The sequence below is a fragment of the Methylosinus sp. KRF6 genome, assembly GCF_018887255.1.
Lineage (GTDB): Bacteria > Pseudomonadota > Alphaproteobacteria > Rhizobiales > Beijerinckiaceae > Methylosinus > Methylosinus sporium.
Genome location: NZ_JAHLJF010000001.1, coordinates 187,485 through 203,895 on the forward strand (window position 1 = coordinate 187,485; position 16,411 = coordinate 203,895).

17 protein-coding genes are annotated in these 16,411 nt (G+C 65.2%); 12 read left to right on the forward strand and 5 right to left on the reverse strand.

What is annotated here, in order from left to right; genetic code table 11:
* Positions 1-566: 566 nt before the first annotated feature.
* Complete coding sequence (locus KP010_RS00900; RefSeq protein ID WP_142864423.1) at positions 567-1,067, forward strand: hypothetical protein; 501 nt, start codon at positions 567-569, stop codon at positions 1,065-1,067.
* A gap of 10 nt (positions 1,068-1,077) precedes the next feature.
* On the opposite strand, the gene ruvX is transcribed toward KP010_RS00900, so the two are convergent.
* Complete coding sequence (gene ruvX / locus KP010_RS00905) at positions 1,078-1,560, reverse strand: Holliday junction resolvase RuvX (RefSeq protein ID WP_024880149.1); 483 nt, start codon at positions 1,558-1,560, stop codon at positions 1,078-1,080.
* Positions 1,561-1,697: 137 nt separating this feature from the next.
* Between ruvX and gatC the strand changes: the two genes are divergently transcribed.
* From gatC to KP010_RS00945, 8 genes are all read left to right on the forward strand, one after another.
* Complete coding sequence (gene gatC, locus KP010_RS00910; protein WP_166143853.1) at positions 1,698-1,985, forward strand: Asp-tRNA(Asn)/Glu-tRNA(Gln) amidotransferase subunit GatC; 288 nt, start codon at positions 1,698-1,700, stop codon at positions 1,983-1,985.
* Between the two features lie 75 nt (positions 1,986-2,060).
* Positions 2,061-3,560 (forward strand): Asp-tRNA(Asn)/Glu-tRNA(Gln) amidotransferase subunit GatA, encoded by a 1,500-nt coding sequence (gene gatA, locus KP010_RS00915; RefSeq protein ID WP_166143851.1) that lies wholly within the window; start codon positions 2,061-2,063, stop codon positions 3,558-3,560.
* A complete protein-coding gene (locus KP010_RS00920) occupies positions 3,557-3,901 on the forward strand; it encodes a chorismate mutase (RefSeq protein WP_216280284.1) in 345 nt (114 codons plus the stop codon). Before gatA ends, KP010_RS00920 begins: the two co-directional genes overlap by 4 nt.
* Positions 3,902-3,967: 66 nt before the next feature.
* On the forward strand, positions 3,968-5,155 hold the full coding sequence (locus KP010_RS00925) for an AAA family ATPase (RefSeq protein WP_216280285.1): 1,188 nt from the start codon (positions 3,968-3,970) through the stop codon (positions 5,153-5,155).
* Positions 5,152-5,715, forward strand: coding sequence for a DUF4276 family protein (locus tag KP010_RS00930; RefSeq protein WP_166143846.1), 564 nt, complete (start codon positions 5,152-5,154; stop codon positions 5,713-5,715). Before KP010_RS00925 ends, KP010_RS00930 begins: the two co-directional genes overlap by 4 nt.
* 153 nt (positions 5,716-5,868) lie before the next feature.
* Complete coding sequence (gene gatB, locus KP010_RS00935) at positions 5,869-7,341, forward strand: Asp-tRNA(Asn)/Glu-tRNA(Gln) amidotransferase subunit GatB (protein WP_166143844.1); 1,473 nt, start codon at positions 5,869-5,871, stop codon at positions 7,339-7,341.
* Between the two features lie 457 nt (positions 7,342-7,798).
* Complete coding sequence (locus KP010_RS00940) at positions 7,799-8,026, forward strand: hypothetical protein (protein ID WP_216280286.1); 228 nt, start codon at positions 7,799-7,801, stop codon at positions 8,024-8,026.
* Positions 8,001-8,360, forward strand: a complete 360-nt coding sequence (locus KP010_RS00945; RefSeq protein WP_108918499.1) for a histone — start codon at positions 8,001-8,003, stop codon at positions 8,358-8,360. The genes KP010_RS00940 and KP010_RS00945 overlap by 26 nt, the downstream gene beginning before the upstream one ends.
* Before the next feature lie 203 nt (positions 8,361-8,563).
* Here the strand turns inward: KP010_RS00945 and KP010_RS00950 are convergent, their stop codons facing one another.
* On the reverse strand, positions 8,564-8,974 hold the full coding sequence (locus tag KP010_RS00950; protein WP_142864427.1) for a hypothetical protein: 411 nt from the start codon (positions 8,972-8,974) through the stop codon (positions 8,564-8,566).
* A gap of 327 nt (positions 8,975-9,301) precedes the next feature.
* Between KP010_RS00950 and hemB the strand changes: the two genes are divergently transcribed.
* Positions 9,302-10,327 (forward strand): porphobilinogen synthase, encoded by a 1,026-nt coding sequence (gene hemB / locus KP010_RS00955; protein WP_108918501.1) that lies wholly within the window; start codon positions 9,302-9,304, stop codon positions 10,325-10,327.
* Between the two features lie 29 nt (positions 10,328-10,356).
* Here the strand turns inward: hemB and KP010_RS00960 are convergent, their stop codons facing one another.
* Positions 10,357-12,888 carry a hypothetical protein gene (locus KP010_RS00960; protein ID WP_142864428.1) on the reverse strand — a complete coding sequence of 844 codons (2,532 nt, stop codon included), beginning with the start codon at positions 12,886-12,888 and terminating at the stop codon, positions 10,357-10,359.
* 288 nt (positions 12,889-13,176) lie between these two features.
* On the opposite strand from KP010_RS00960, the gene KP010_RS00965 reads away from it, so the two are divergent.
* Both KP010_RS00965 and pyk read left to right on the forward strand, forming a co-directional pair.
* Positions 13,177-13,602 carry a DUF1036 domain-containing protein gene (locus KP010_RS00965; RefSeq protein ID WP_108918503.1) on the forward strand — a complete coding sequence of 142 codons (426 nt, stop codon included), beginning with the start codon at positions 13,177-13,179 and terminating at the stop codon, positions 13,600-13,602.
* 45 nt (positions 13,603-13,647) lie between these two features.
* The gene (gene pyk, locus KP010_RS00970; protein ID WP_108918515.1) at positions 13,648-15,081 is read left to right on the forward strand and encodes a pyruvate kinase; all 1,434 of its coding nucleotides are present in this window, start codon (positions 13,648-13,650) and stop codon (positions 15,079-15,081) included.
* Positions 15,082-15,087: 6 nt separating this feature from the next.
* Here the strand turns inward: pyk and KP010_RS00975 are convergent, their stop codons facing one another.
* Together KP010_RS00975 and KP010_RS00980 are read right to left on the reverse strand one after the other, a co-directional pair.
* Entirely contained in the window at positions 15,088-15,579 is a 492-nt protein-coding gene (locus KP010_RS00975; protein WP_142864429.1) for a GNAT family N-acetyltransferase, read from the reverse strand.
* Between the two features lie 2 nt (positions 15,580-15,581).
* A complete protein-coding gene (locus tag KP010_RS00980; RefSeq protein ID WP_108918505.1) occupies positions 15,582-16,373 on the reverse strand; it encodes an inositol monophosphatase family protein in 792 nt (263 codons plus the stop codon).
* Positions 16,374-16,411 lie beyond the last annotated feature (38 nt).

Sequence of the window (16,411 nt, forward strand, 5' to 3'; positions counted from 1 at the left end):
TCGCCTCGGCGCGAGGCGCGCGCCGGCAATTCGAATTTTCAACCTATAGTCGTAAAATGCCTCGCTGACGATGCATTGTCAACGAGGCCCGAGCCGCGTTTCGTCGCGCCGCCGGGCTCGCTGTCAAGCCTTCGTGGAGGGTCGTCGCCGTGGCGGCGGTCGAAGAAATTCGGCGAGATACAACTCAAAGTTTTCATATTTCGGGCGCGCTCAGGCGACAGCAGCGTTAACGGGACGTTTTTTTTGACGCTCGACGGTCTGGACGGAAAGTAAGCGCGCCTTAGTTCCCCTTCACCTGGACCGCTGTTCTTCCATCGGAACGGCGGCGTAATTGGAATTTTTCTCGAGGCGCGACTTGAGCGACCGATGCGTTGGGGGACTGATATGTGCGTTGGCTTGTCTTCACCGACCGCGCTCCTCCCGGCGCATCCGGTCGTCCGCGCCATCGTGACCGCCGTTACATGATGAAACGTCTGCGCCGGCGCTCGCGCGCCGCGACGAAAGGTTCCGGCCGCCTGGTTCGGGCGGCGGGAAAGGGGGGCGAGAGCCACGAGGAGGCTTGGGTCATGAGCAAGGTTGTGAAGTTGTCTCTGCTCGGCGTTGCTGGCGCCGTGATCGGCTTCGCCGCGCCCGGCGCGGCGGTGGCCGGACCGGTCGGCATGGCGAATGTCGCGTCCGTGTCGCTTCCGGCGTCGACGGACGAGGTTCATTACCGTCGTCATCGCGAGGGCCGTTCCGCCCATTACTGCCCACCGCGTCGCATCGAGCATCGTACGGTCTATGTGCGCCGCATCATCGAGCGCCGCACCGCCTACTATCCGTTGTATGAGCGCCGCACGGCCTATGTCGCGGCTCCGGTGGCGACTGCGGTCGCCGTGCCGGTCGTTGCGGCGACCTACGCGTATCCGTCCTATGGGTATGGGTATGGCTATGGCGCCGGACCCGGCATCATCGGCGCCGGCGCCGGTCTTCTCGGCGGCGCGCTGAACATCGGCTTCGGCGGCGGCGGCTGGGGCGGCGGCTGGGGCGGCGGCTGGGGTGGCTGGGGGCGTCGCGGCTGGTGGTGAGCCAGTCGTTCTAGCCTCCCGTAGCGAGGCGCCCCAGCCTGTCTAGGGCGCCTTGCAGAATATAGGCCGCGGCCATGCGATCCACGACCTCGGCCCTTTTGGCGCGCGACACGTCCTGCGCCAGCAGCTCTCTGGTGACGGCGGCGGTGGAAAGCCGTTCGTCCCAGAAGGCGTAGGGCGTTCGGCGCATCGCGTCGAAATTGCGCATGAAGGCCCGCGTCGCTTGCGCGCGCGGGCCTTCAGAGCCGTCCATGTTGAGCGGTAGGCCGACGATCAGCGCGGCGATTTCGTGCTGCGCGATCAAGGCCACGAGCCGCTCGGCGTCCTTGGTGAATTTCACGCGGCGGATCGTCTCGAGCGGCGTCGCGAGGCGGCGCTCGACGTCCGACAGCGCGAGCCCTACGGTCTTCGTGCCGACATCGAGCCCGATCAGCCTGCTTTTTTGTGGCAGCAGAGCGGCGAGCTCCTCGAGCGTCTTTTGTCCGGCGGTCATGCCTATTCGCCTAGCACGTCGCGCGGCTTTCTGGAAATCCGGCGCGCTCGTTGCATCACGGGCGGACGCGCGCATTGCGCCCTCGAAGCCGCGAGTGGTATAGCGCGCGGGACGAAGTCGGAACGGAGCTCCATAAAATGTCCGTCGATCAGGCGACTGTCCGCCGCATCGCCCATCTCGCGCGCATCGCCGTCGAGGACCAAGAGGTCGAGCGCCTCGGCGCGGAGCTCAACGCCATATTGGATTTCGTCGCCGAGCTGTCGAGCGTCGATGTCGCGGGCGTCGAGGCTTTGACCTCCGTTCTGCCCATGCAAATGAAGAAACGGCAGGACGTCGTCACCGACGGCGGCTTCGCCGACGCCATTCTGGCCAATGCGCCGGAAAAGGACGACCATTATTTCGTCGTGCCCAAGGTCGTGGAATAAACGCCTTCCGCAAAGACGAGCGACGCCCGCCAGACGCGGGCCTTTGAATAAGACACGAACGAGCGAAACGCATTCATGTCCGATCCTACGCATTTGTCCCTCGCCGAGGCGCGCGACGCGCTCGTTGCGAAGAAGCTGTCGGCGACGGAGCTGACCAAGGCCCATATAGAGGCGATAGAGAAAGCGCGCGCGCTCAATGCTTTTCTCACCGAGACGCCAGAGCTCGCGCTCGAAGCCGCGCGCGACAGCGACGCGCGCATCGCGCGCGGCGAGGCGCGCCCGCTCGAGGGCCTGCCGCTCGGCATTAAGGACCTCTATTGCACCAAAGGCGTGCGCACCACGGCGGCGAGCCGCATCCTCGACGATTTCACGCCCACTTATGAATCGACCGTCTCCGCCAATCTGTGGCGCGACGGCGCGCTGATGCTGGGCAAGCTCAATCTCGACGAATTCGCCATGGGCTCCTCCAATGAGACCAGCGCCTTCGGCCCCGTCGTCTCGCCCTGGCGGCGCAAGAAGGGCGATGGCTTCGACGACGCCAAGATCGTTCCCGGCGGCTCCTCGGGCGGCTCCTCCGCCGCGGTCGCCGCGCGACTGGCGCTCGGCGCCACGGCGACGGACACCGGCGGCTCTATTCGCCAGCCGGCGGCTTTCACCGGCACTGTCGGCATAAAGCCGACCTATGGCCGCTGCTCGCGTTGGGGCATTGTCGCTTTCGCCTCCTCGCTCGATCAGGCGGGGCCGATCACGCGCACTGTGCGCGACGCGGCGATCATGCTGCGCTCCATGGCGGGCCATGATCCCAAGGACACGACCAGCGTCGATGCGCCGGTTCCCGATTATGAGGCGGCGATCGGCGCCTCGGTGAAGGGCCGCCGCATCGGAATTCCCAAGGAATATCGTATCGGCGGCGGCGCCGAGATCAATGCGCTCTGGGACCAGGGCGTCGCCTGGCTGCGCGACGCGGGTGCCGAGATCGTCGAGATTTCCCTGCCGCATACGCGTTTCGCGCTGCCGGCCTATTACATCATCGCGCCGGCGGAGGCCTCCTCCAATCTCGCGCGCTATGACGGCGTGCGCTATGGCCTGCGCGAGAAGGGCCGCGACATCGCCGACATGTATGAGAAGACGCGCGCCAAAGGCTTCGGGGCCGAGGTGCGCCGTCGCGTGATGATCGGCGCCTATGTGCTCTCGCACGGCTATTACGACGCCTATTATGTGCGCGCGCAAAAAATCCGCAGCCTCATCAAGCGCGATTTCGACGAGGCTTTCGCGGCCGGCGTCGACGCCGTGCTGACGCCGGCGACGCCTTCCACCGCTTTCGCGCAAGGCGAGAAGGGCGCGGCCGATCCGGTTGAAATGTATTTGAACGACATTTTCACCGTGACGGTGAACATGGCCGGCCTGCCGGGCATTGCGGTGCCGGGCGGTCTCGGCGCCGACGGATTGCCGCTCGGCCTGCAGCTCATCGGCCGCCCCTTCGACGAGGCGACCTTGTTCTCGCTCGCCGCGGCGCTGGAGAGCGCGGCGCCGAAGATCGATTTCCCGCAGCCCTGGTGGACGAAGGCGATATGACGCGCAGAGCAGAGGCCGCAAAGCTCGAACCGCGCGACGAAATGTCGGACGTGCGCGCCACCATAGACGCGCTCGACGACGAGCTCGTCGCTCTACTGGCGCGCCGCCAGCGCCAGATCGAGCGCGCCGCGGCGGTGAAACCCTCGCTCGGCATTCCCGCGCGCGTGCCGGAGCGGGTGGATGAAGTGCTGGCGCGCGTCGCCGCGGCGTCGCAGCGCGAGGGGCTCGATGTCGAACTGGGGCAAGCGCTTTGGCGCGCGCTGATCGAATGGTCGATCGGCTATGAAGAGCGGCTGATGGGCGATCGCGAGCAGGGAACAACCGGACGGAATGCCGAGTAGCGCCGGCGTAGGAGTTCGATACTATCGGCGCTATTCGTCCCGTTGGCCGGCGCTGAGGATCAAGCAATGTCGCAGCCGATGCAGATCGAGTCGCTGGAGATAAAAAACTATCGTCTTTTCAAAGATGTGAAGTTCTCCGATCTTGCTCGTTTGACCGTCGTCGTCGGCGCGAACGGATCCGGCAAGTCGACCCTGTTCGATGTATTCAGCTTCTTGAAGGAGGCGCTCACTCAGAACGTCGCGACCGCCGTCACGCGACGAGGCGGCTTCAACGAGTTGGTGAGCAGAGGAGAGAAGGGTCCTATCGCGATTACCGTGAAGTTTCGGGAAAGCGGTGGACGGCTCGCCACCTATGATTTGCATATAGGAGTAGACGGCGGTCGAGTTGTGGTCGAACGCGAAGTTTTGAAAATTCGACGCGGCCAAAACGGAAAGCCGTTGCGCTTCGTAGACTTCACGCGAGGACGTGGAAAGGCGATAACTAAAGAGCCTGCGTACGGAGACGGCGGAGCGATTGAGGTCCTCAAATATTATGAGCTGGATGATCCGAGCGTGCTCGCAATCAAAGGGCTCGGGCAATTCCGCGAGTTTCGGCTCGTCTCAGAACTCCGCAGCCACATCGAGAGCTGGTATGTTTCCGACTTCCACATCGCGGACGCGCGACCGAGCATGGAGGCCGGCGAGGCGGAGCATTTGTCCACGCGCGGCGAGAATGTCGCTCAGGTGGCCCAATATCTCTACGAGCATCATCGTGACCGTTTCGACAAGGTGCTCGACGCAATGAAGCGGCGCGTGCCGGGCGTCGCCGGCGTCGAGGCGCGTCCGACCGAGGACGGGCGTCTCGTCCTGCGTTTCAAGGACGGCAGCTTCAAGGACCCTTTCATCGCCAGATATGTGTCGGACGGCACGATCAAAATGTTCGCCTATCTGGTGCTGCTCTACGACCCGAAGCCATTTCCGCTGCTCGCGGTCGAGGAGCCGGAGAACCAGCTCTACCCGGAGCTGATGATCGAGTTGATCGAGGAATTCAGGGTCTATGCCGAACGAGGCGGACAGGTTTTCGTCTCCACGCACTCGCCGGACTTCCTGAACGGCGCTCGTCTCGAGGAGATATTTTGGCTCGTGAAGAACGATGGCTTCACGAACGTCCGGAGGGCGTCCGACGACCCGCAGCTCGTCAGGCTCGTCGAGGAGGGGGATCTGCCGGGAGCGCTGTGGAAGCAAGGGCTTTTCGAGGGGGCTCACCCTCGATGAGCCGACTTGTTTTCCTTTTGGAGGAGCCTTCGATCAAAGTTCTGCTCGAAGGTCTTCTCCCGAGACTGTTTCCCACGCTCGACATTCTCTGTATCAAGCATGAAGGAAAGAGCGATCTGGAAAAAAGCCTGCCGAGAAAGCTGCGAGCATGGAACCGTCCAGACGACCATTTCGTCGTCCTCCGCGACGGCGATGGCAAGGACTGCAAAGCCTTGAAGGCGTCGCTCTCGAAGATGTGCGCGGAGGCTGGACGCGAAGACACCTTGGTTCGTATCGTGTGCCAGGAGTTGGAAGCTTGGTATTTCGGCGATCTGGAAGCCTTCGCGGATGTCTTCAGCGCGCCGGCTCTGCGTCGGCAGGCGGCGCGAGTAGGCTACCGTGATCCAGACGCGATTGCGAAACCGTCGAAAGAACTCATCCGGCTCTATCCCGCTTTCCAGAAGACTGACGGAGCGCGCAGGATGGCGGAGCGGCTTTCCTATGGGAGCAATCGGTCCCCCAGCTTTCGAGCTCTGGTAGAAGGGATCGCGCGAATCTCGTCTCTACCGCTTCCAGGTTGAACGAGCATGGCGGCCCGGTAGCCTATGCTTAACCGTGTCTCGGCCGACGCATCTGTCGAGACGCCTTATCGCGGCGCACGGCTTTTGCTTATATAACACGCAGGAGCCGGGGAGCTGGCGCAGGCCAGCGCAGTTCGATTTCGAGGAAGTAGGATGACGACTACAAACGCCACTCCGTCCAAACTCATCAAAGGCGCGACCGGCGACTGGGAAGTCGTCGTCGGCATGGAGATTCACGCCCAGGTGACGAGCAAGGCCAAGCTCTTCTCCGGCGCTTCCGCGGAATATGGCGGCGAGCCCAACGACCATGTCTCGCTCGTCGACGCCGCCATGCCGGGAATGCTGCCGGTCATCAATGAGGAATGCGTCAAACAGGCCATTCGCACCGGCCTCGGCCTTCAGGCGCAGATCAATCTGCGTTCCGTGTTCGATCGGAAAAATTATTTCTATCCCGACTTGCCGCAGGGCTATCAGATTTCCCAGTACAAGCATCCGATCGTCGGCGAGGGCGAGGTCATCGTCGATGTGACGCCCAGCGAGCGCATCACCGTCGGCATAGAGCGTCTGCATCTCGAGCAGGACGCCGGCAAGTCCATCCACGACCTTTCCGCCACCGAGAGCCATGTCGACCTCAACCGCTCCGGCGTCGCGCTGATGGAGATCGTCTCCAAGCCGGACATTCGCTCGGCGGAGGAGGCGCGCGCCTATGTCTCCAAGCTGCGCACCATTCTGCGCTATATCGGCTCCTGCGACGGCAATATGGAGCAGGGCTCGCTGCGCGCCGACGTGAACGTCTCCGTGCGCAAGCCGGGCGCGCCCTTCGGCACGCGCTGCGAGATCAAGAACGTCAACTCCATCCGCTTCATCGGCCAGGCGGTGGAGGTGGAGGCGCGCCGCCAGATCGGCATTCTCGAGGATGGCGGCGTCATCGCTCAGGAGACGCGCCTCTTCGATCCCGGCAAGGGCGAGACGCGCTCCATGCGCTCCAAGGAGGAGGCGCACGACTATCGCTATTTCCCGGACCCCGATCTGCTGCCGCTGGAATTCGATCAGGCCTATGTCGACGCGTTGAAGGTCGAACTGCCGGAGCTGCCGGACGAGAAGCGCGCGCGCTTCGTCGCCGATTACGGCCTGCCGCCCTATGACGCCGGCGTGCTCGTCGCCGAGCGCGCGAGCGCGGACTTCTTCGAGGAGGCGGCGAAAGGCCGCGACGCCAAGCTCGTCGCCAATTGGGTGATCAACGAGCTGTTCGGCCGCCTCAACAAGGAGGGGCTCGACATTACGCGTTCGCCCGTGTCCGCGCAGGCGATCGGCGCGATCGTCGATCTCATCTCGACCAGCGTCATCTCGGGCAAGATCGGCAAGGATCTGTTCGAGATCGTCTGGCAGGAAGGCGGCGATCCGCGCGAGATCGTCGAGACGCGCGGCTTGAAGCAGGTGACGGACACCGGCGCGATCGAGAAGGCGATCGACGAGATCATCGCCGCCAATCCGGACAAGGTCGCGCAAGCCAAGGCGAAGCCGACCATGCTCGGCTGGTTCGTCGGCCAGGTGATGAAAGCGACTGGCGGCAAAGCCAATCCGCAAGCCGTCAATGATCTGCTGAAGAGCCGTCTCGGCGTCTGAGACGCTTCCGATATAGCCGAAACTCGAATCACGACGGAGTCGATTCGATCGAATCGACTCCGCGCGACGGCCGCAGCGAGGCTTTCGCGAAGGCCGTCGCGCGCGCTGCGCACAATTTTTTTTTCATGCGTTCCGCGACGCCGCCGGAGCGTGCGCGACGGCTGCGCGAAGCGCGGCGCCGAGGTCCTCGCACATGCGTCGAGACTTGCGATCGGATCGACGAGAGAGCGTCGGCGACAGCATGAAACGAATGCGCGAAATCTCCTTCGGTCACGCGGGCGTTGTCGCGCGCATGTCGGTATCGAGATCGCACGCGTCCTAGTTTTTGAAGAAAAACAATAGATTGAATGGTTTCCTCATGGGCCGCGCGCGGCGTGTCGCGGCGACGAAGATGCAGCTTCGCCATTGCGCGACGCGCTTTTCGGATATGGCCGGGATCATTGTCGTCACGCCGCGAATGCGCGGCGTCGCGCGCTTCGTCGATGCGCGCTTCGACGTCGCGCGCATGGCGCATTCGCGCTTGTTTCGCGATTTGCGACATCGTTTTCGCGAGCAATTCGTGAAAGCGCCACTTGAACGACTATTTAACCACGTTACGCTATTGCCGCCTATTGTCGGTCATAGCGACATTCCGACGATATGGATCAAGGGGACTGAAGATGGCGAAACCAACGACGAAGCGTAAGCCTGCGAAAAAGGCGGCCGCGAAGAAGGGTGCTCGTAAGACTGCGACCAAGAAAGCGGCGACCAAGAAAGCCGCGACCAAGAAGGCCGCCGCCAAGAAGGCCACGCGGAAGGTCGCGCGCAAGGCCGCTTCGAAGAAGGTCGCTCGCAAGACCACGCGCAAGACGGCGACGAAGAAGCGTGTTGCGACGAAGAAGCGCGTCGCCACGAAGAAGCGCACCGCTACGAAGAAGACCGCGACGAAGAAGGCTGTGCGCAAGGCGCCCGTCAAGCGTCGCGCTCCGCGCAAGCCCAAGGAGACTCCTCCGGCGCCGGAAAGCTCGGAAGCGGTCTGACGAAAGACCCGCGGACGAAACGCGTTCGCCATGCGCAGTCGAACTCTCGCATCGTGAACGCGTTTCGCAGCCATTCTGTCGCCCGGGCCGGCTCGGCCCGCGCTTCTCTCACCTCGGCGCGCGATCTCTCTCCGGCGCGCTCTGCTAGTCGGCGCCCACTGTTTCCGGCGCGCTGTTTCGGCGGGAGATGCGGCTTCAGGCCGTCAACGGGTCAGGCAACGCGTCGCGAATTCGCGCCAGCTCGTTCCCGCCGTTCGACCTTCCTGCCTGATCTTCATCCATTGCGTCGCGCATTGGCGCATACGCTCGCGCGAGGCGCGCGGCAGCGATGGCGGCGGCGTCGATGTGTCGAGTGGCGGCAATTCCTGCGGCATGGCCGGCGGCGCCTCCATCGCCGGCGGCTGCGGCGCGCGCTGCTCGGGCGGACGCTTCGGGGGCGTGGGCGCGCGCGGCGCGCGGCGCGCCGCCTGTTGCGGACGATCGGCGGATGGCATGGGCAGAGGCGCGGCCGCGGCCAGGGTCGCGAATGCGCATAGCGAGGCGAGGATCGCCGCATAGGCGCTCCGCCGCCGAGAGGAAGCGCCGGGCTCTCTTGCGATCACTCGTTCAGCCATCGGCTCCCATCGATGCGTCGCGCGTGACGACGGCTCTAGGAGTCTCTCCGTGTTTCATTGAAACGCGGAAAGACTCTAGGCCTTTTGTTTTGACGCGTTTCCAACGCCGAACCGGTGTCCACTTCGGCTGGAAACGCTCTAGACCGGAACGCTGCGGGGCGTCAATGTTGGGCGATTTCGCGGCTTGTTTCGCGGTCTTCCCATTGTTGCGAGCGGCGTGTTACAGCGTTGTTCGATCCAATTGGATCGAACAACGCTCTCGTTTCCGTTCGGTGCAGAGCGCTCTCGCCGCGGTTTCGGCTCCCACGGGCCGCGCTGGAGGTCGATATGGATTCTCCTGAAAACAAGCTCGCCGCCTCTTCCGCTCGGCTCGCGCTCACCGCGCGCCCGCGCCGCAATCGCAAGAGCGAATGGGCGCGCCGTCTCGTGCGCGAGACGCGACTCTCCGCCGACGATCTCATCTGGCCGCTGTTTCTGCTCGATGGGGCAGGGCGCTGCGAGCCGATCGCATCCATGCCCGGCGTCTATCGCTATTCGATCGACACGGCGCTGGAGGCGATCGAGGAGGCGGCCTCGCTCGGCGTGCCGGCGGTGGCGCTCTTTCCCAACACCGATCCGGCGTTGCGCGATCCGCATGGCTCGGCCGCGCTCGATCCGGAAAATCTCGTCTGCCTCGCCTGCTGCGCGATCAAAAGAGCGGTTCCGGGCATAGGCGTCATCACCGATGTCGCGCTCGACCCCTATACGAGCCACGGTCATGACGGGCTGCTGGTCGGCGATGAGATCGTCAATGACGAGACCGTCGCCGTGCTGGCGGCGCAGGCGGTCAATCAGGCGCGCGCCGGCGCCGATATCATCGCGCCCTCGGACATGATGGACGGCCGCATCGGCGCGATCCGCGCCGCTCTCGACGCCGAAGGCTTCGAGAGCGTCCAGATCATGAGCTACGCCGCCAAATACGCCTCCGCCTTCTATGGGCCGTTCCGCGACGCCATCGGCACCAATAAGACTCTGCGCGGCGACAAGCGGACCTATCAGATGGACCCCGCCAACAGCGACGAGGCGCTGCGCGAAGTGGCGCTCGATCTCGAGCAGGGCGCCGATATGGTGATGGTCAAGCCGGGAATGCCTTATCTCGACATTGTGCGCCGTGTCGTCGACGCCTTTCATGCGCCGACCTTCGCCTATCAGGTGTCGGGCGAATATTCGATGATCGAGGCCGCCGTCGCCAATGGCTGGCTCGACGGCGAGCGCGCGATGATGGAGAGCCTCACCGCCTTCAAGCGCGCGGGCGCGGCCGGCGTTCTCACTTATTACGCGCCGCGCGCCGCCGCTCTGCTGCGCCGCGGCTGACGCCGCGGCCGCCCGTCACCACTCGGCCTTCACCATTCGGCCTTCACCAGCGGCAGCTTCTGCTTCAGCCGCGTGATGAGGTCGGTCAGGCTCCGGCGATTGGTCTTGTCGCAGAGCTGCGCGTCGAGATCGGCCTGCACCGATTGCGACAGCCACCAGCTCATCGAGACCTTGGACATGGACAAGGTCTGGCCCTTGAAGCGCGCGCATGTCTTGTCGAGCAGCGGATCGTCGCCGCCGTCGGCGACCAGCACGGGCTGCACGCGTACGCCGATCTGGAAGAAGCTCGCGGTCATGTCGCCGGCGTAGCGGTCGGTGTCGGCGTTCATCTCGACGAGGCTGCGCTGCGCCAGCGCAGCCTGTTCCGCCGCATGGCCGGCGCGCGTCGCCAGCAGAGCGTCGACCGGCGCGGCGACGAGGCCGAAGAGATCCGAAACGAAGCCGACTCCCGTCGCGCCGAGCCGCGGCGTCCCCGCCGCGCGGGGCGGCAGCGTGTTGTCGGTCAGCGCGCCCACAGGATCGTTCTGCACCCAGAGGATCAGCGGTGTGATCCCCTCATTCTTGAGCGCGCGCGCCACATCGAGCGCAGAGGCGAGGCCGGCGTTGTCGAAATAGCCGCCGTCGACGATGCGGTCGCCATGCGTCGCGTCATTCTTGGCGCGCAGCGTTCCAGCCGGCGAGATGACCGGGAAGCGCGCGCTGAGCAGCGCCGCGGTGGAGAGAAGAATGTCGGGGCCGTCGCGCAGCGCCGCGACGTCCTTGTCGCCCTGCGCGGCCGCGGGGCACATATCGCCCCGCGGCGATTTGCAGGGCGTCGAGATCATCTCGAAGAAATCATAGGCCGCGGGATAGAGCGGCGCGCGCGAATTGGTCGCCGGGGCGGGGCGCGTCGAAACGAGATCGGTTCCGATGATGCGCGCTCCGCTGTCCACCGACGTGCCGTTGAGCAGCAGCAGCGGCGCCCATTTGCCGGGCGGCGTCGCACGCGCATAGCCCAATTTGCGGCACATGCCGGTCGCAGCGCCATTGGCGCAGGGCTCGCCGGTCTGGATCAGCTCGCTGGTCCAATAGTCGTTTTTATAGGCGGGGTTGGTCACGAAATCATAGTGACGCTCCCAGGATTTCTCGAGCAGAGCGGCGCGATCCTCCATCCAGCTCTCCTCGCCCACGAAAAATTTGCGCGGCGAGAAATTGTCGCGAAAGCCGAGGCCGACGAAAGCCGGCGAGAGATAATCGCCGGCGACCAGCAATTGCAGACAATTGCGCCAGCTCCCCGTCGGATCGCGGCCCTCATGGGCGCCGACCCAGACGCGCGCCGTATTGACGCAGGGCGGCGTCGCCACGCCTTTTTCCGCGACGTCGGCGAGAGCGGCGCGGAAAATCGCCGAGCCGAAGGCGCCGCCGGAGACGCCGGAGAAAGCGAAGACTCGACGTCCGGGCGAGTTCAGCGTCGGCGCGTCGTGGAGATCGCCGTCGCGATCGATCAAATGGCCGATGACTGTCGCCGCCATATAGGCGGCGCGGCTCGCGCCGCCTTCCGCCGCGACGATGAGCGCCGGCGGACATTCCGTCTCGGTGCAGCCATTGGCGGCTTTCCAATTTTTCACCGCCGCGGCGATGTCGATCTGCCGCTCCTCCTTGGCCGGCGCGCCGGCTGTCACGGGCAGGGGCTCGGGCAGGGTGCGCACATCGTCGAGACGTGTGTTCGCGGCCGTGATCGCGGCGGCGAACAGGACCGCGATCAGCAGCAGTGGGCGGCCTGTCTCATAGCCCTTGCGCACCAGCCAGCTCGCGCCCAGCACCAGGCTGCCGAGCAGAAAGGGAACCAGCAGCGCGCGCGGCGCATGATCGGACAAGAAGAACGGCCAGATCAGCGCCGAGACGAAAACCGCCATGGTGGCGTGCAGAGAGACGGAGGTCAGCAGGCGCAAATCCATGTTGGCGCCGATGAATTTGGCGATATGCCGGCGTTTGACGACAAAAAGGACGAAAGCGGCGGCGGCAGCCGCGTCGAGCGCCAGCAGCGCATTGATCTGATCGCGCGTCGCCGTCGCCTCTTGCAGAATGGCGGCGTTCTCGATCGAGGCCTGCGCGCCCATGAGGCCGAGCGCCACGGCGATGAACGGTATGAGCCCGAGAAGTCGCGGCGTCCAGGAAATGACGCGGCCGAAGCGTCGATGAACATGGTCGCGCACCGAACGAATGTCGTTGTCGCGCATCTCGACGCGCAGCAGATAGGGGATCATCCATGCCGAATCGGCGTCGTCGAGCACGCGGCGCGCGCCGTAATGGACCGGAAAAGCCCAGACCAGGAATATCGCGGCGAAGACCGAGAGCCAATAATGCGCGCCGTAGAACAAGGCGTCGAAGGAGCGGTCGGCGAAGAGATTTTGCGCCTGATCGACGAGGCCGAAGAGCAGCAGGCCGGCCAGCGCGCTGGCGACGCTCACCCGGCAGGCCCAGAGAATGCGCATTATCCAGTAGAAGTCCGTCTTCCATTGCGGGGCCGGCGGCGCGACCTCCTGGTGAAGCTCTGTTTTCGTCTCGAGCAATTGCGACATGATGCGCTCCATCGAAAAAATCTTGTCGGAACCACGACGGTTCCGCAGGAAATCCTGTCTCGAAGTTTACGCTAGGCCGCGACGGTGACAAGACGGTCACGCCCGCGGCGCGCGGCGCGGCGGGGCTCGGTCCGCCGGTTCGGCTCGGCTCGGGCGGTTCGTCGGGCGGTTCGGTCGGGCGGCTAGGTCGGGGTAGACAAAGCGGCCGTCCCGTGGTTTGGCTGTGTGAGCGCCGGGCCGCCGGCCCGCGTCGCCGCTCTTCGATCTCTCTCGCGACTGTCTTTTCCTATGTCCGGCCGCACGACTCGCCTTGTGATCATTTCGTGTTGTCTTTGCGCTATATCCGCGGCGAGGGCGGATTTTCGCCTGTGCAACAACACGACCAGCAGGGTGAGCGTGGCCTTGGCCTATACGGATGGACGCAATTGGCTGTCGGAAGGGTGGTGGAATTTGCACGCCTCCGCCTGCGAGACTTTGTTGCGCGGACCACTCGCGGCGCAGTACTACTACGTATATGCGATGGACGAGCGCGGCGGAGAGTGGAAGGGCAAGGCGTTCATGTGCACGCGCGATCACGAGTTTCGCATCGATGGGCGGGACGATTGTTTCGCGCGCGGCTTCGACCGCACGGGATTCTTCGAGATAGACACAGGGCGCGACGCCAAGAACTGGACGGTGCAGCTCACCGATCCGACGCCGTCCTCGACGCAATGACGAGGATGGCCGCGCGGCTCTGACAAAAGAGGATTGGGCGAGAAAATGAGAAGGTTGCGGCGCGTGAAGATCATCGCGACGCTCGGTCCGGCGAGCGTCGAGAAGACCGTCGTGGCTGGCCTGTCGACGGCCGGCGCCGATGTGTTTCGGATCAATATGAGCCACACCGATCATGCCGGGCTCGCCGCCTATGTGCGCATGATCCGCGAGATCGAGGCCGAGACCGGCCGCGCCATCGGCATATTGGTCGATTTGCAGGGACCCAAGCTGCGCATCGGCGCCTTCGCAGACGGGCCGGTGCATTTGCGCAAGGGCGATCATTTCCTGCTCGACGCCGATCCGACGCCGGGCGACGCCACCCGCGTGCAGCTTCCGCATCCCGAGATTCTGCAGGCGCTGAAGGTCGGCGACGCCATTCTGATCGACGACGGCAAGGTGCGGCTGCATGTGGTCGAGACGTCGGACGTCATGGCCCGCGCCGTCGTCGACATCGGCGGCCGCGTCTCCAATCGCAAGGGCGTGAGCCTGCCGGACACGGATATTCCGATCACCTCGATGACGCCCAAGGACCGCGCCGATCTCGACGCGGCGCTGATCGAGGGCGTCGATTGGGTGGCGATCTCCTTCGTGCAGCGCGCCGAGGATGTGCTCGAGGTCAAGCGCGTCGTCGGCTCGCGCGCGCTGGTCATGGCCAAGATCGAGAAGCCGCAGGCCATCGCGCGGCTCGACGAAATCATCGAGCACGCCGATGCGCTGATGGTGGCGCGCGGCGATCTCGGCGTCGAAGTGCCGCTCGAGAAAGTGCCGAGCCTGCAGAAGCGAATCACTCGCGCGGCGCGCCGGCTCGGCAAGCCCGTCGTGGTGGCGACTCAAATGCTGGAATCGATGATTTTGGCTCCGCTGCCGACCCGCGCCGAGGTCTCCGACGTCGCCACCGCCGTCTATGAGGGCGCCGACGCCGTCATGCTCTCGGCCGAGAGCGCCGCCGGCCAATATCCGATCGAGGCCGTGGCCACGATGAGCCGCATCGCGGAAGAGGTCGAGACCGACGGGGTCTATCGCTCCATCCTCAACGCCCAGCGCAATGCGCCGCCCAATCCGACCGCCGCCGACGCAATCGCCGTCGCCGCCCGCGATGTGGCCGAGACGCTCGACTCCATGGCTATTTGCGCCTGGACCGCCTCCGGCGCGACGGCGCTGCGCATCGCCCGCGAGCGGCCGCGGCCGCCGATTCTGGCGCTGACGCCCAATCGTGACACCGCGCGCCGGCTGGCGCTGGTGTGGGGCGTCCATGCGCTCGAGACTCAGGACGCCCGCGACGTCGAGGATATGGTCGACCGCGCCTGCGTCAATTCCCTCCGCGAGGGCTTCGCCTCGCCGGGCGATCGCGTCATCATTGTCGCGGGAATGCCCTTCGGCTCGCCGGGCGCCACCAATATGGTGCGGCTCGCGCTGGTCGGCGAGGAGGGCGGGGTCTGAGCCCGCTCAGGACTTCGGCGCGCCGTCCGTTGTCCATTCCATGATCGAGGTGGGCCGGCCCGAGAGGCTCGGCCCGCCTTCGGCGATGCGCATGAAGCCCTCGCGCTCGTAGAAGGCGACGGCGCGTCTATTGTCCTGATTGACGTCGAGCCGCAGCCGCGCGGGCGAGAGGCTGCGCGCCGCCTCGATCAGCGCCTCCGCGGCGCCGGAGCCGAAACGGTCCGGGCGCACGCAGAGCTGGTCGAGCCAATGCGTTCGCGGATCGACAGTGACGAAGCCGATGAGCGCGCGCCCGGCGCCTTCGAGCAGCAGCAGCGTTTGCGCGCCGCCGCGCTCGAGCTGGACGAGGCGATCCCGCAGCCAATCGCGGCGCGCCTCGAAATCAATGTCCGCATAGGTCGTCCGCCAGGCGGCGACCCAGAGATCGAGAAGCGCCGGCCAGTCCGAATCCCGACGCGCGACGATGCGCGGGGCGATGATCGGTCCGCCGCCGCTCATGCTCAGGCCTTGCGCACAGTGTCGAGCAAGAGGCGGTGGATCGCCTCATTGCCGGCGCAGATCGCGCCCTTGGGCAGCATGTCGGAGCCGCCGTCGAGATCGCTGACGAAGCCGCCGGCCTCGCGCACCAGCACGATTCCCGCGGCTATGTCCCAGGGCTTGATGCCGCGCTCCCAATAGCCGTCGCAGCGGCCGGCGGCGACCGAGGCGAGATCGAGCGCGGCCGCGCCCATGCGGCGAATATTTCCGGTCTTGGCCATGACGGCGGCGAGCTCCGTCTGGAAACGGGCGTGGCGGGCGACCGCGGCGAGGGGTGGGATGCCGCAGGCGACGAGCGAGTCGCTCAGCCCCTTGCGCGAGGCGACCCTCATGCGCCGATTGTTGAAATAGGCGCCCTGACCCTTCTCTGCGACGAACATGTCGTCGGTCGCCGGATTATAGACGACGCCGGCGACGAGCTGGCCCTCCCGCTCGAGCCCGATCGACACTGCGAAAACGGGAATGCCGTGGAGGAAGTTGGAGGTGCCGTCCAGAGGATCGATATGCCAGGTGTGGGTCTTGTCGCTGCCCTCGACGGCGCCGCTCTCCTCCATGAGAAAGCTGTAGCCCGGACGGGCGCGCGACAATTCCTCGAAGACGATCTTCTCGGCGCGGCGGTCGGCGGCCGAGACGAAATCGCCGGGGCCCTTCACGGACACCTGCAGATTCTCGACCTCGCCGAAGTCGCGCTTCAGGCTGCGCCCCGCCTTTATGGCTGCGGCAGTCATGACGTTCATCAAAGCGGAGCGGATCATGGAGTCCTGAGGAAAATCGCGTGGGGGGAGGAGGGGCG

Excerpts from the sequence above, each read along its gene's own strand:
- gatB (WP_166143844.1), top strand. The coding sequence starts at position 5,869 with ATGACGACTACAAACGCCACTCCGTCCAAACTCATCAAAGGCGCGACC.
- ruvX (WP_024880149.1), bottom strand. The coding sequence starts at position 1,560 with ATGACCGCCGGACAAAAGACGCTCGAGGAGCTCGCCGCTCTGCTGCCA.
- KP010_RS00960 (WP_142864428.1), bottom strand. The coding sequence starts at position 12,888 with ATGTCGCAATTGCTCGAGACGAAAACAGAGCTTCACCAGGAGGTCGCG.
- KP010_RS00945 (WP_108918499.1), top strand. The coding sequence starts at position 8,001 with ATGGCGAAACCAACGACGAAGCGTAAGCCTGCGAAAAAGGCGGCCGCG.
- KP010_RS00920 (WP_216280284.1), top strand. The coding sequence starts at position 3,557 with ATGACGCGCAGAGCAGAGGCCGCAAAGCTCGAACCGCGCGACGAAATG.
- pyk (WP_108918515.1), top strand. The coding sequence starts at position 13,648 with ATGAGAAGGTTGCGGCGCGTGAAGATCATCGCGACGCTCGGTCCGGCG.
- KP010_RS00900 (WP_142864423.1), top strand. The coding sequence starts at position 567 with ATGAGCAAGGTTGTGAAGTTGTCTCTGCTCGGCGTTGCTGGCGCCGTG.
- hemB (WP_108918501.1), top strand. The coding sequence starts at position 9,302 with ATGGATTCTCCTGAAAACAAGCTCGCCGCCTCTTCCGCTCGGCTCGCG.
- KP010_RS00980 (WP_108918505.1), bottom strand. The coding sequence starts at position 16,373 with ATGATCCGCTCCGCTTTGATGAACGTCATGACTGCCGCAGCCATAAAG.
- gatA (WP_166143851.1), top strand. The coding sequence starts at position 2,061 with ATGTCCGATCCTACGCATTTGTCCCTCGCCGAGGCGCGCGACGCGCTC.
- KP010_RS00965 (WP_108918503.1), top strand. The coding sequence starts at position 13,177 with ATGTCCGGCCGCACGACTCGCCTTGTGATCATTTCGTGTTGTCTTTGC.
- KP010_RS00940 (WP_216280286.1), top strand. The coding sequence starts at position 7,799 with ATGCGCGGCGTCGCGCGCTTCGTCGATGCGCGCTTCGACGTCGCGCGC.
- KP010_RS00925 (WP_216280285.1), top strand. The coding sequence starts at position 3,968 with ATGTCGCAGCCGATGCAGATCGAGTCGCTGGAGATAAAAAACTATCGT.
- gatC (WP_166143853.1), top strand. The coding sequence starts at position 1,698 with ATGTCCGTCGATCAGGCGACTGTCCGCCGCATCGCCCATCTCGCGCGC.
- KP010_RS00950 (WP_142864427.1), bottom strand. The coding sequence starts at position 8,974 with ATGGCTGAACGAGTGATCGCAAGAGAGCCCGGCGCTTCCTCTCGGCGG.
- KP010_RS00975 (WP_142864429.1), bottom strand. The coding sequence starts at position 15,579 with ATGAGCGGCGGCGGACCGATCATCGCCCCGCGCATCGTCGCGCGTCGG.
- KP010_RS00930 (WP_166143846.1), top strand. The coding sequence starts at position 5,152 with ATGAGCCGACTTGTTTTCCTTTTGGAGGAGCCTTCGATCAAAGTTCTG.